At 68.4% G+C, this 12,590-nt stretch carries 13 protein-coding genes and 2 pseudogenes; 9 read left to right on the forward strand and 6 right to left on the reverse strand.

The window, feature by feature from the left end; all coding sequences use genetic code 11:
* Nucleotides 1-53: 53 nt before the first annotated feature.
* Both dnaA (IE140_RS11295) and dnaA (IE140_RS36780) read right to left on the reverse strand, forming a co-directional pair.
* Nucleotides 54-1,307, reverse strand: a pseudogene (dnaA, locus tag IE140_RS11295) (chromosomal replication initiator protein DnaA); the annotation flags it as partial.
* A gap of 111 nt (nt 1,308-1,418) precedes the next feature.
* Nucleotides 1,419-1,955, reverse strand: a pseudogene (gene dnaA, locus IE140_RS36780) (chromosomal replication initiator protein DnaA); the annotation flags it as partial.
* Nucleotides 1,956-2,335: 380 nt separating this feature from the next.
* Here dnaA (IE140_RS36780) and rpmH point away from each other — a divergent pair.
* From rpmH to IE140_RS11340, 9 genes are all read left to right on the forward strand, one after another.
* Complete coding sequence (gene rpmH, locus IE140_RS11300) at nt 2,336-2,473, forward strand: 50S ribosomal protein L34 (protein ID WP_003967884.1); 138 nt, start codon at nt 2,336-2,338, stop codon at nt 2,471-2,473.
* A 19-nt stretch (nt 2,474-2,492) separates the two neighbouring features.
* Entirely contained in the window at nt 2,493-2,864 is a 372-nt protein-coding gene (gene rnpA, locus IE140_RS11305) for a ribonuclease P protein component (RefSeq protein ID WP_006125985.1), read from the forward strand.
* Nucleotides 2,861-3,220, forward strand: a complete 360-nt coding sequence (gene yidD / locus IE140_RS11310) for a membrane protein insertion efficiency factor YidD (protein ID WP_006125986.1) — start codon at nt 2,861-2,863, stop codon at nt 3,218-3,220. Before rnpA ends, yidD begins: the two co-directional genes overlap by 4 nt.
* 3 nt (nt 3,221-3,223) lie before the next feature.
* Complete coding sequence (yidC, locus tag IE140_RS11315) at nt 3,224-4,489, forward strand: membrane protein insertase YidC (RefSeq protein ID WP_093444232.1); 1,266 nt, start codon at nt 3,224-3,226, stop codon at nt 4,487-4,489.
* 14 nt (nt 4,490-4,503) lie between these two features.
* Nucleotides 4,504-5,019 (forward strand): Jag family protein, encoded by a 516-nt coding sequence (locus tag IE140_RS11320; RefSeq protein ID WP_032776537.1) that lies wholly within the window; start codon nt 4,504-4,506, stop codon nt 5,017-5,019.
* Between the two features lie 109 nt (nt 5,020-5,128).
* On the forward strand, nt 5,129-5,845 hold the full coding sequence (gene rsmG / locus IE140_RS11325) for a 16S rRNA (guanine(527)-N(7))-methyltransferase RsmG (protein WP_093444233.1): 717 nt from the start codon (nt 5,129-5,131) through the stop codon (nt 5,843-5,845).
* A gap of 257 nt (nt 5,846-6,102) precedes the next feature.
* Nucleotides 6,103-7,176 carry a ParA family protein gene (locus IE140_RS11330; protein WP_075265314.1) on the forward strand — a complete coding sequence of 358 codons (1,074 nt, stop codon included), beginning with the start codon at nt 6,103-6,105 and terminating at the stop codon, nt 7,174-7,176.
* Entirely contained in the window at nt 7,173-8,264 is a 1,092-nt protein-coding gene (locus tag IE140_RS11335; RefSeq protein WP_150195471.1) for a ParB/RepB/Spo0J family partition protein, read from the forward strand. Before IE140_RS11330 ends, IE140_RS11335 begins: the two co-directional genes overlap by 4 nt.
* A 304-nt stretch (nt 8,265-8,568) precedes the next feature.
* Nucleotides 8,569-9,186 (forward strand): GNAT family N-acetyltransferase, encoded by a 618-nt coding sequence (locus IE140_RS11340; protein WP_032776540.1) that lies wholly within the window; start codon nt 8,569-8,571, stop codon nt 9,184-9,186.
* 99 nt (nt 9,187-9,285) lie between these two features.
* On the opposite strand, the gene trxA is transcribed toward IE140_RS11340, so the two are convergent.
* The 4 genes from trxA to sigM all read right to left on the reverse strand — a co-directional run bounded on the left by trxA (nt 9,286) and on the right by sigM (nt 12,450).
* Complete coding sequence (gene trxA / locus IE140_RS11345; RefSeq protein WP_006125993.1) at nt 9,286-9,618, reverse strand: thioredoxin; 333 nt, start codon at nt 9,616-9,618, stop codon at nt 9,286-9,288.
* A gap of 47 nt (nt 9,619-9,665) precedes the next feature.
* Nucleotides 9,666-10,637, reverse strand: a complete 972-nt coding sequence (trxB, locus tag IE140_RS11350; RefSeq protein WP_006125994.1) for a thioredoxin-disulfide reductase — start codon at nt 10,635-10,637, stop codon at nt 9,666-9,668.
* Between the two features lie 125 nt (nt 10,638-10,762).
* Complete coding sequence (locus tag IE140_RS11355; RefSeq protein ID WP_150195469.1) at nt 10,763-11,734, reverse strand: anti-sigma factor family protein; 972 nt, start codon at nt 11,732-11,734, stop codon at nt 10,763-10,765.
* Nucleotides 11,731-12,450: an RNA polymerase sigma factor SigM gene (sigM, locus tag IE140_RS11360; protein ID WP_150195467.1), complete on the reverse strand. Its 720-nt coding sequence runs from the start codon at nt 12,448-12,450 to the stop codon at nt 11,731-11,733. The genes IE140_RS11355 and sigM overlap by 4 nt, the downstream gene beginning before the upstream one ends.
* Between the last annotated feature and the right edge of the window lie 140 nt (nt 12,451-12,590).

Below are 12,590 nucleotides of genomic sequence, written 5' to 3' on the forward strand. Positions count from 1 at the left end.
CGGACCGTGGGAGGTCCGTGCGAGGCGCCTTTCGAGGCCTTGAGAGGTCTTCGTCAGCCGTTCTTGATGCGGTTGGTCAGCTCGGTGACCTGGTTGTAGATGGAGCGGCGCTCCGCCATCAGCGCCCGGATCTTCCGGTCCGCGTGCATCACCGTCGTGTGGTCGCGGCCGCCGAACTGCGCGCCGATCTTCGGCAACGAGAGGTCGGTCAGCTCGCGGCACAGATACATGGCGATCTGGCGTGCCGTCACCAGGACCCGGCTGCGCGAGGATCCGCAGAGGTCGTCCACGGTGAGCCCGAAGTAGTCCGCGGTGGCCGCCATGATGGCCGGCGCCGTGATCTCGGGGGCCGACTCCTCGCCGCCCGGGATCAGGTCCTTGAGGACGATCTCGGTCAGCCCGAGGTCCACCGGCTGCCGGTTCAGCGAGGCGAAGGCGGTCACCCGGATCAGGGCGCCCTCCAGCTCACGGATGTTGCGCGAGATCCGCGAGGCGATGAACTCCAGTACCTCCGGCGGGGCGTTGAGCTGCTCCTGCACCGCCTTCTTACGGAGGATCGCGATCCGGGTCTCCAGCTCGGGCGGCTGGACATCGGTCGTCAGACCCCACTCGAAGCGGTTGCGCAGGCGGTCCTCCAGCGTCACCAGCTGCTTGGGCGGCCGGTCCGAGGAGAGCACGATCTGTTTGTTCGCGTTGTGCAGCGTATTGAAGGTGTGGAAGAACTCCTCCTGCGTCGACTCCTTGCTCGCCAGGAACTGGATGTCGTCGACCAGCAGGATGTCCACGTCGCGGTAGCGCTTGCGGAAGGTGTCGCCCTTCCCGTCGCGGATCGAGTTGATGAACTCGTTGGTGAACTCCTCCGAGCTCACGTACCGCACCCGGGTCCCCGGGTAGAGGCTCCGCGCGTAGTGCCCGATCGCGTGCAGCAGGTGGGTCTTGCCGAGCCCCGACTCCCCGTAGATGAACAGGGGGTTGTACGCCTTCGCGGGCGCCTCGGCGACGGCCACGGCCGCGGCGTGCGCGAAGCGGTTGGACGCCCCGATGACGAAGGTGTCGAAGAGGTACTTCGGGTTCAGCCGGGCGTGCGGCTCGCCGGGACCCGGCGCGGGGGCCGGCTGGGCGCCCATCGGACCGGGGACCGAGCCGCCGGTGCGCCCGGGGCCGTGGCCCGGACCGGTCTGGCGGTGCTGCGGCTGCTGCTGGTCCTGCCGGTCGGGGCGCTGCTGCTCGTACCCCTGGTGCTCGGGCGGCTGCGACCGGTAGTCGTGGCCCGGCTGCTGCGGGCGCCCGGTGCCGTAGGGCTCGCGCCACTGCTCGGCGGGCTGCTCCCGGTACTGCTCGGCGGGTTGCTCCCGGTACTGCTCGCTCTCCCGGTACGCGTCGCTCTCGCGGTACGGCTCACCGGCCGGCTGCTCGCGGTCCTGGTAGCCGCTGTGCCGCGGCTGCTGCCAGGAGAGGTCTTCCTGGGTACGCGGCCAGGCGCCGGGCTCCGGGCGCTGCTGCTGGTAGTCGGGGTAGGCCGGCCGGGCCGTCGGCATGCCGTCGTCGGAGGGCCGGTGACCGTATCCGTCGTACGTGTCGCCCCGGGGAGCGTCGTCGCGCGGCTGCGCCGGGTAGCGGTGGTCCTGCTGGCTCCCGTGCGACTGGCGCATCGGGGGCGCCGGCGGGGCGGGCGGTTCGCCCGCGGAGTCGTCGACGGTGATCGCGATCCGGATGGGGCGGCCGCACTCCCGGGTCAGCGACTCACTGATCAGCGGCGCGAGCCGGCCCTCCAGGACGCGCTTGCCCCATTCATTGGGGACGGCCAGCAGTGCGGTGTCGGCGACGAGTGCCAGCGGCTGGCAGCGCTCGATCCACTGCTTGTCCTTCGGCTCGATGCCCTGCTGGCCCTCCCCGAGGAGTTGTTCCAGCACTCGTGGCCACACTGCGGCAAGATCGGCAGGTACGTCAGCCACAAGGCACGCTCTCTCGCATGTCCCACGAATGTGTGGTTCTCGGGACGGGATGGGTCGGGTCGGGTGAGCCCGGCAGTCGGGAAGGAAAAGAACCGGAGTTCAGCCACGGTAGTCAGGCCGACCCGCGCGGTTCAAGTTGTTGTCCACAGGCTGTGCACAATGGGGGGTCGCGCGGAGCTGGTTTGACCGGATGGCGTAGCCGCGCGTACCGTGACCAGGTCGAGTTGTCGATGGCTGCTGCCGCCTGCCTCCGATGGGCAAAGATCACGATCTGTGATTGTGAAGCGGTGCACTAAGGCGTTTACGCGAGTTCCTCGTGGGCGCACGGTGACAGCCAGGCGATGTCCCGCCAAGACACGAATCATTTCTGGAGCCCCCGAGTGAGCAAGCGCACCTTCCAGCCGAACAACCGCCGTCGCGCCAAGACCCACGGCTTCCGTCTGCGCATGCGTACCCGTGCCGGCCGTGCGATCCTCGCGAACCGCCGCGGCAAGGGCCGCAGCAGCCTGTCCGCCTGATCGCTCACAGGTCCATGACGTGCTGCCTACCGAGAATCGGCTGAGGCGGCGCGAGGACTTCGCGACCGCGGTACGACGAGGACGTCGAGCCGGACGTCCGCTGCTCGTCGTCCATCTACGCAGCGGTGAAACGGACCCGCACGTGACGGGGGAGACTGTTCCCCCGCCGCGTGCGGGTTTCGTTGTCAGCAAGGCCGTGGGGGGTGCCGTCGTCCGGACCGCGGTGAAGCGGAAGCTTCGCCACCTGGTCCGCGACCGGCTGGCTCAGCTGCCCCCCGGTAGCCTTGTTGTCGTACGGGCGCTGCCCGGTGCGGGCGACGCCGACCATGCACAGCTGGCCCGAGACCTGGACGCCGCTCTTCAGCGGCTGCTGGGAGGGGGCGCGCGATGAAGTACCCGCTGCTTGCTCTCATCAAGCTGTACCAGTGGACGATCAGTCCACTCCTCGGGCCTGTCTGCCGCTATTACCCGTCGTGTTCCCACTATGGATATACGTCGATCGACAGGCACGGTGCCATCAAGGGAACGGCGCTGACCGCTTGGCGCATCCTGCGGTGCAATCCGTGGTCACCCGGTGGCGTGGATCATGTTCCGCCTCGTAAGCGTCCGCGGTGGCACGAGCTGCTGCGCAACGCCCTGCGCGGCGAAAAGGGCGGGGAGTCCGCCGCTGATGTGCCGTCCGGGGGGTCGGTCTCCGAACCTCCGAGCCCGGCCGCAGAGACCTCGCCCAATGCTCAAGGAGCCTGATTAGTGGACACGATTGCCAGTCTGTTCAGCTTTATCACCACACCTGTCTCATGGATCATCGTCCAGTTCCACAAGGTCTACGGAGCGCTCTTCGGCGATGACTCCGGATGGGCCTGGGGTCTGTCGATCGTCTCCCTGGTGGTGCTGATCCGGATCTGCCTGATCCCGCTCTTCGTGAAGCAGATCAAGTCGACCCGCAACATGCAGGTGCTCCAGCCGAAGATGAAGGCGATCCAGGAGCGCTACAAGAACGACAAGCAGCGTCAGTCCGAAGAGATGATGAAGCTGTACAAGGAGACGGGTACCAACCCGCTCTCCTCGTGCCTTCCCATCCTGGCGCAGTCTCCGTTCTTCTTCGCCCTGTATCACGTGCTGTCGTCCATCGCCTCGGGCAAGAAGATCGGTGCGATCAACCAGGAGCTGCTGGACAGCGCGCGTCAGGCGCACATCTTCGGCGCCCCGCTGGCCGCGAAGTTCACGGACAGCGTCGAGAAGGTCACCTCGCTCGACGCCTCTCTGACCGACGTCCGGATCGTCACCGCGATCATGATCGTGCTGATGTCGGCCTCGCAGTTCTTCACCCAGCGCCAGCTGATGACGAAGAACGTCGACCTGACGGTGAAGACCCCGTACATGCAGCAGCAGAAGATGCTGATGTACATCTTCCCGGTCATCTTCGCCGTGATGGGCATCAACTTCCCCGTCGGTGTCCTCGTCTACTGGCTGACCACCAACGTCTGGACCATGGGTCAGCAGATGTACGTGATCAACCAGAACCCGACCCCGGGCAGCAAGGCGCAGGACGCCTACCTCCAGCGCGTGCTCAAGAGCGTGACCTCCCACGGCGAGGTGCGTGGCCGTACCCGGCGCAAGATGGTCAAGGCGATCGTCGCCAAGGGATCCGACCGCAACGACATCGAGCGCAAGTTCATCACCGGTCTCGGCAAGCTGGGCCTCGCGGCCCAGGAGGACGGCACGGTGGCGAAGAGCGAGACAGCCGCGGCCGACGCCGAGGGCGGCCAGGCGCACAAGCGCCAGCAGCCCAAGCGGCAGACCAAGGCGAAGCGCCAGACGGCCGGTCACGCGACGGCGGGGGCCAAGGGCACGGAGTCCGAGGCCGCCGGTTCCAAGACCTCGCTCGAGAAGCAGGACGCACCGCAGGACAGCAAGCCGAAGTCGGCGGGCAAGCCCGCCTCCGGCTCCTCACGCCAAGCCAAGTCCGGACAGCGCAAGGGTCCGCAGCGGCCCAAGCACCCGTCCAAGAAGTAAGAAGGAGTCCATCCGTGACGGAAGGCACCACCTCCACGGCCGCCGCTGAGGCGGGCAGCGACACCCTGACCCGCCTGGAGCAGGAGGGCGAGATCGCGGCCGACTATCTCGAGGGACTGCTCGACATCGCCGACCTCGACGGCGACATCGACATGGACGTCGAGGCGGACCGGGCCGCGGTGTCGATCATCAGCGAATCGCCGCGTGATCTCCAGAAGCTCGTGGGCCGCGATGGTGAGGTCCTGGAGGCGCTCCAGGAGCTGACGCGGCTGGCCGTCCACCGGGAGACCGGTGACCGCAGCCGTCTGATGCTGGACATCGGCGGCTTCCGGGCCAAGAAGCGCGCGGTTCTCGCGGAACTGGGTGCCAAGGCCGCGAACGAGGTCAAGAGCACGGGCGAGCCGGTGAAGCTGGACCCGATGACGCCGTTCGAGCGCAAGGTCGTGCACGACGCGATCGCCGCGGCCGGTCTCCGGAGCGAGTCGGAGGGCGAGGAGCCGCAGCGCTTCGTCGTCGTTCTCCCGGCCTGACCGGATCCTTGTACTGTCGGCCCCGTCTGTACGCAGACGGGGCCGATCTTTGTCAGCCTGATAGTCAGCCACCCACAGTGCGCTAGTGCGGTATGGAAGGACGGTCCCCGTGACGGAGGCAGCAGAGCTCCCCCAGGCACCCGCGGAGGCGCGGGAGGTGTTCGGAGAGCTCTTCCCGGAGGCTGTCCGGTACGCGGAGCTTCTTGCGGATGCCGGGGTCAAGCGCGGCCTGATCGGCCCGCGTGAGGTCCCCCGGCTGTGGGAGCGGCACCTGCTGAACTGCGCGGTGCTCGCCGAGGTCGTGCCCGAGGGTGTCACCGTCTGCGATGTGGGCTCGGGCGCGGGTCTGCCCGGTATTCCGCTGGCCCTGGTACGCCCCGACCTCAAGATCACTCTGCTGGAGCCGCTGCTCCGGCGGACGAACTTCCTCCAGGAGGTCGTCGAGCTGCTGGGCCTGGACCACGTGACGGTCGTACGCGGCCGGGCCGAGGAGGTCCTCGGGACGCTGCAGCCCGTTCAGGTGGTGACCGCGCGTGCCGTGGCGCCGCTGGACCGGCTGGCGGGCTGGGGCGTTCCCCTGCTGAAGCCATACGGGGAGATGCTCGCGCTCAAGGGGGACACCGCGGAGGAGGAGATCGCCGGCGCCAGGGCCGCGCTGAGCAAGCTCGGTGTGGTGGAGACCGAGGTGCTCCATGTCGGTGAGGGCGTGGTCGATCCGCTCTCCACGGTGGTCCGTGTTGTGGTGGGCGAGAGCCCGGGCGGTGTGAGGTTCGCCGCAAAGAGGGCCAAGGCCGCTCGCACGGGGCGTACGCGCAGGCGTCGCTGAGGCGGCGACGCGAAGCGGCGTCGCCATCCGGTCGAGCGCTCCGGACGGTCGGCGTGCGGAGTGTCGTGGCCTGGTAGTTGCTCTGCAGGGGCATCGTGTTTCACGTGAAACGTCGCTCTCTGCTGCAGGGAATCATCAGCCGCGGTCGTGCGGCTGCCACGCCGCGCGACCGCAAGCCCGGACGGGTGGCCGAGTTGTCCACACGCACGGATTCATCCACAGAACAGCGGGCCTCGCTGGTTCACGACCCCGAAAGCATGGCAGGCTCTGTTCATTGCGAGCCTGAAGTCGAGGAGAGTGAATCCTTGCGGTCCGACGCCAACATCGCGGGACCGATGACCGACCCGGTCCCCGGTCCCCGAACCGAGTCCGTGGGTGAGGGTGTTTCACGTGAAACACCGCCGCCGATGGACGACACACCCATCGGCCGTGCCGCTCAGCTGGCGGTCGAGGCCCTTGGCCGCGCCGGCGAAGGGCTGCCCCGTCCTGACCGCACCCGCGTCATGGTGGTGGCCAACCAGAAGGGCGGGGTCGGTAAGACGACCACGACGGTCAACCTTGCCGCTTCCCTGGCCCTGCACGGTGCGCGCGTTCTGGTGGTCGACCTCGACCCGCAGGGCAACGCCTCCACGGCTCTGGGCATCGACCACCACGCCGATGTCCCCTCGATCTACGACGTCCTGGTGGACAGCCGCCCTCTCTCCGAGGTGGTCCAGCCCGTGCCGGACGTCGAGGGTCTCTTCTGTGCCCCCGCGACCATCGATCTCGCCGGTGCGGAGATCGAGCTGGTCTCGCTGGTGGCACGGGAGAGCCGGCTTCAGCGGGCGATCCAGGCGTACGAGCAGCCGCTGGACTACATCCTCATCGACTGCCCGCCCTCGCTGGGACTGCTGACGGTGAACGCGCTGGTGGCCGGTGCCGAGGTGCTGATCCCCATCCAGTGCGAGTACTACGCGCTGGAAGGCCTGGGACAGCTCCTGCGGAACGTCGATCTGGTGCGGGGTCATCTCAATCCGGAGCTGCATGTCTCGACGATCCTGCTGACGATGTACGACGGCCGGACGAGGCTCGCCTCCCAGGTCGCCGAGGAGGTTCGTACCCACTTCGGCAAGGAAGTGCTGCGGACGAGCATCCCGCGGTCGGTGCGTATCTCGGAGGCGCCGAGCTACGGGCAGACCGTGCTGACCTACGACCCGGGGTCCAGCGGCTCGCTCTCGTATCTCGAAGCGGCCCGGGAGATCGCCCTGCGGGGCGTCGGCGTGCACTACGAGGCTCAGCACGCGCACACGAGCATTCAGAACAGTCAGCAGAACGCGGAGGGCCTTCAGTGAGTGAGCGTCGTAGAGGACTGGGGCGTGGGCTCGGTGCGCTGATCCCCGCCGCTCCTCAGGAGAAGCAGGTACAGACGCCCGGAAGTGGCGCGGCGTCCGGCACGGGTCCGGTGCTGACGGCGGAGCGCGGGGTGGCCGCCGCGAAGGTGACCGCGCTGCCGTCCTCCCCGGTGGTGCCGGAGCCGGCGTCCGCCCCGGAGGACCGGTCCGAGCAGGGCGTCGGGACGTCCGGTGCGTACTTCGCCGAGCTCCCGATCGGGGCGATCACCCCGAACCCGCGTCAACCCCGTGAGGTGTTCGACGAGGACGCACTGGCCGAGCTGGTCGTCTCCATCAAGGAGGTCGGCCTTCTCCAGCCGGTCGTCGTCCGCAAGGTGAGCCCGGACAGCTATGAGCTCATCATGGGTGAGCGTCGGTGGAGGGCCTGCCGTGAAGCGGGCCTGGAGCGGATTCCCACGATCGTCCGCGCCACGGACGACGAGAAGCTGCTGCTGGACGCGCTGCTGGAGAACCTCCACCGGGCTCAGCTGAACCCGCTGGAAGAGGCGGCTGCGTATGACCAGCTGCTCAAGGACTTCAAGTGCACTCATGACCAGCTGGCCGACCGGATCGGCCGCTCCCGTCCGCAGGTGTCGAACACGCTGAGGCTTCTGCGACTGTCTCCGCCGGTGCAGCGCCGGGTGGCCGCGGGGGTTCTGTCCGCGGGCCATGCCCGGGCCCTGCTGTCCGTGGACGACTCCGAGGAGCAGGACCGGCTGGCCCACCGGATCGTGGCCGAGGGGCTGTCGGTGCGGGCGGTCGAGGAGATCGTGACACTGATGGGCTCGCGCCCCACGAGCTCTCCGAAGTCCAAGGGGCCGAGGGCCGGCGGCCGTCTCTCCCCTGCCCTGGCCGACCTGGCGACGCGTCTGTCCGACCGCTTCGAGACCCGGGTGAAGGTCGACCTGGGGCAGAAGAAGGGCAAGATCGTCGTCGAGTTCGCCTCGATGGAGGATCTGGACCGCATTCTCGGCAGCCTCGCTCCGGGCGAGGGCCGGGTGCTGGAGCGCCGACTCGCCGAGGCGTCCGAGGACGACGCCGAGGGCTGAGCCTCAGGGGTTCATCGAAGGGCGGGCCGTGTGCCGGTGGATACCGGAACACGGCCCGCCCTTTGCCCTCTCTCGGTATCCGCATCACCTCTGGGTGGATACGATGCGTTCTGGGACGGCGCATTCACGGTGATCGACCTCAGAGGAGGGCGGAGGCCTTGCGAAGAGTGAGCCGCAGTCGGCTCGTCACGGTCGGTCTCGGCCTGGGCGCCGTCGGGGGATTCGTCGGCAGCCTGTTCCACGAACGGAGCGCGCTGGCAGCCGCACGGGGTGCGGCGGGCGAAGGAAGTGAGGAATCGCCGTCATGGGGCGTCGGCTCGTACCACTCACCCTGGACAACCTTCCGGATCTCCCCGAGCGTTGCCGCTCGTGCGTCTTCTGGGAGCTTGACCCGGTCAGTGGGGAAGCCGCGGTAAAGGCGGGCAAGCCGGAGCTGGAGAAGGAAGCCTGGATCTCCGCGGTTCTCCTGGAGTGGGGCTCGTGCGGCCGGGTGGTCTATGTGGACGATGTTCCGGCCGGCTTCGTGCTCTATGCCCCGCCCGCGTATGTCCCCCGCTCGACGGCGTTCCCGACCAGCCCGGTCTCCCCCGATGCCGTTCAGCTCATCACTGGCCTGATCATTCCCGAGTACCAGGGCCAGGGGCTCGGCCGTGTCATGGTGCAGACGGTGGCCAAGGATGTTCTGCGCCGGGGCTTCAAGGCGATCGAGGCGTTCGGAGACGCGCGGTCCGAGCAGGGCTCGTGCGTCCTTCCCGCGGATCATCTGCTGGCCGTCGGCTTCAAGACCGTGCGGCCGCATCCCGTGCACCCGCGGCTGAGGCTGGAGCTGCGGACGACGCTCTCCTGGAAGGAAGACGTGGAGATGGCGCTCGACCGGCTTCTGGGGGCGGTTCAGAAGGAGCCGGTACTGCGGCCGTTGTGAGGCGCTGCCGCTTCCTGCTGCTATGCGAAACGGGCCCACCCCTTCACAGGGGGTGGGCCCGTTTCACGTGAAACATTGCGCCGGGGCGCTGCTGCGCGGTCAGGCGCTGATGAAGCCTTCGAGGTCGCGGAGGATCGCGGCCTTCGGCTTGGCGCCGACGATGGTCTTGGCGACCTCGCCGCCCTGGTACACGTTCAGGGTGGGGATGGACATCACGCCGTACTTGGCGGCGGTGGCCGGGTTCTCGTCGATGTTGAGCTTGACGATCTGGATCTGGTCGCCGTGCTCTGCCGCGATCGCCTCCAGCGAGGGGGCGATCTGGCGGCACGGGCCGCACCAGGCGGCCCAGAAGTCCACCAGAACGGGCTTGTCGCTCTTGAGGACGACCTCGTCGAAGGTGTCATCCGTAACGTGCTTCAGGTCGCCGGCCACGGCGGCCTCCTTAGATACTCGGGGTGGTGGGGAAGTGGTGCGGACGTTCAGACGGCCGGGGTCTTCTCCGGCTCGGCGGGCTCGGCGTCGGCCAGGGCCGCGAGGAAGCGCTCGGCGTCCAGGGCGGCGGAGCAGCCGGTGCCCGCGGCCGTGATGGCCTGACGGTAGGTGTGGTCGACCACGTCGCCTGCGCCGAAGACACCGGTGAGGTTTGTACGCGTGGAGGGCGCCTCGACCTTCAGGTAGCCCTCGTCGTCGAGCTCCAGCTGACCCTTGAAGAGCTCGGTACGCGGGTCGTGGCCGACGGCGATGAAGAGTCCGGTCACGGGGAGGTCGGAGGTCTCGCCGGTCTTGGTGTTGCGCAGGGTCAGACCGGAGAGCTTCTGGTCGCCCTTGATCTCGGCGACCTCGCTGTCCCAGGCGAACTTGATCTTCGGGTCGGCGAAGGCACGGTCCTGCATGGCCTTGGAGGCACGCAGGGTGTCACGTCGGTGGACGATCGTGACGGACTTGGCGAAGCGGGAGAGGAAGGTCGCCTCCTCCATCGCGGTGTCGCCGCCGCCGATCACGGCGATGTCGTGGTCCTTGAAGAAGAAGCCGTCGCAGGTGGCGCACCAGGAGACACCGCGTCCGGAGAGGGCGTCCTCGTTGGGCAGTCCGAGCTTGCGGTGCTGCGAACCGGTGGTGACGATGACCGACTTGGCGCGGTGGACGGTACCCGCGGTGTCGGTGACGGTCTTGATGTCACCGGTGAGGTCGACCGCGACGACGTCGTCGGGGACCAGCTCGGCGCCGAAGCGCTCGGCCTGGGCCCGCATGTTGTCCATGAGCTCGGGGCCCATGATGCCGTCCTGGAAGCCGGGGAAGTTCTCCACGTCGGTGGTGTTCATCAGCGCACCACCGGCCGTGACGGCGCCCTCGAAGACCAACGGGTTCAGCGAGGCACGGGCGGTGTACAGCGCGGCGGTGTACCCGGCCGGTCCGGAGCCGATGATGATCACATTACGGACGTCGCTCACGGGTTTCTTCCTCGTTTCTGCAGACTGCCTAACTGCCTACGGGGTCGGTCAACGACTCACACCCCACCCAACGGATCCTACGGCTGATGCATTCCCGAACACGCCGCGGCGGTCGTGGGCGGCCTTCAGGGGCGGTTGTAGGACCGTGTGAGCAGCAGCTGGCCGGAGGACTCCGGGGCGGTGTCCACGCAGGCGGAGGCCACGAGGTAGGCCTGTACGCGTGAGGAGTCGCTCGTGTGCGGAAGGACGACGAGATAAGCGTCCGTTCCCCGGTACGTCCCCTCCTCCAGGGCGAGGGCCGGCGTGGTGCGGCCGGTCGCCTTCTGGACACACGGGGGCACGGCTACGGCCGGGGCCTTCATGGGGCTCCTGGACGGCTCCGCTTCGGGAGTGAGAGCTTCGCTCGACGACTTGGTGTCGGCCTCCGGCGGCACCTTCTTGGCGCCCGGACTCTCCTGGCTCGCCTCGTCGCCGAGGAGGTCCCGCACCTGGGCTTCGAGTGTGCTGTCCGCGTAGGCGGGTGCGCTGCTGTCCGCGGCGCGGACTCCGCCGTCGGTGACCGACTTGGTCGCGTCGCCGGACGGGGCGACGGACTGGAGGAAGAAGACGCTCATTCCGATGATGGCAGCACCGAAGGCGGTGCCGAGCACCACGGTGCGCCGACGGCGACGGGCGGGACGGCGGCCCGGTCCTGTCGCGGCGGAGGACCGGCCCGCAGGGCGGTCCGGGGCAGTGGTGCTGCCGGGCACGGGGGAAGCGGACCCGGCCGTCGTCCTGCCGGTCGTCGCCCCTTCATCGGTCGTTGTTTCACGTGAAACAACGACCGACTCGTCCTCGGTGGAAGGTGTGGGGCGGGCTTCCGCCGCGAGAGCCGCGTCGATGCGGGCGGCGATGTCCTCGGGCATCGGCTCGGGGTCGGGCATCGTCCCGAGCAGTCCGCGAACCTCCTCCAGGGAGTCCCGGACCTCTGCGCAGAGGTCGCACTCCGTGAGGTGCTGCTGGACTTCCGCCGTCCGGGAAGGGGCGAGCAGTCCCTCGGCGAGATCGGAGATCTCGGAGACCTCCGGGTGCTGAGCTGTGTCGGCCGTGGGTGTCACGGGCGCCCACCTCCTCCCTTCGTGGCGGCAGGATTGCTTGCTCCTGCGTCTCTGGGGCCTGACGCAGGTGGGACGGATGCTTCGCGCCTCCGGTTCCTTCCGTCCGCGCCGTTCTCCTCGTCGGGGGTCTGTCCCTCGGTTTCCGCGCGCAGATGGCGGACCAGAGGGGCCAGTCTCGCCCGGCCCCGGGCGCACCGGCTCTTCACGGTGCCGGTCGGCACCTCCAGGATGTCGGCGGCCTCCGCCACGGGGTAACCCTGCATGTCGACGAGGACCAGGGCCGCCCGCTGCTCGGCGGGCAGCGTGTCCAGGGCCTTCTGGAGCTGACGGTGGAGGTCCCGCCGCACAGCGGGGGCCTCAGCGGATTCGTGGGGCTCCAGCAGCTGATCGAGCCGTTCGGCGTCGTCCACGGGGGACGTCTTGCGGGAGGCGGCCTTGCGTACCCGGTCAAGACAGGCGTTGACGGTGATCCGGTGGAGCCAGGTGGTGACGGCGGACTGGCCGCGGAAGGTGTGGGCGGCGCGGAAGGCCTTGACGAGGGCGTCCTGGACGGCGTCGGCCGCTTCCTCCCTGTCCCCCAGGGTCCGCAGCGCCACGGCCCAGAGCCGGTCGCGGTGACGGCGTACGAGTTCACCGAAGGCGTCGGGGTCGCCCGCCACATGCTGGGCGAGCAGGTCCGAGTCGCTCGGGCCAGTGCCCGCGGAGCCGGCGCCCATTCTGTCTCCCAAAGCTGCACAGAAGGCCACTTTAAGGGTGAAAGTGCCTTGGATTCTGATCGACACTATCTCAGACAGTTGATAACCTCTTCAAGGTCCGGGCGGAAATAATGAAATATCCTGCCCAATTAAATAAAATA

This window comes from Streptomyces parvus (genome assembly GCF_014648875.1).
In the GTDB taxonomy this organism is placed as follows: Bacteria; Actinomycetota; Actinomycetes; order Streptomycetales; family Streptomycetaceae; genus Streptomyces; species Streptomyces parvus.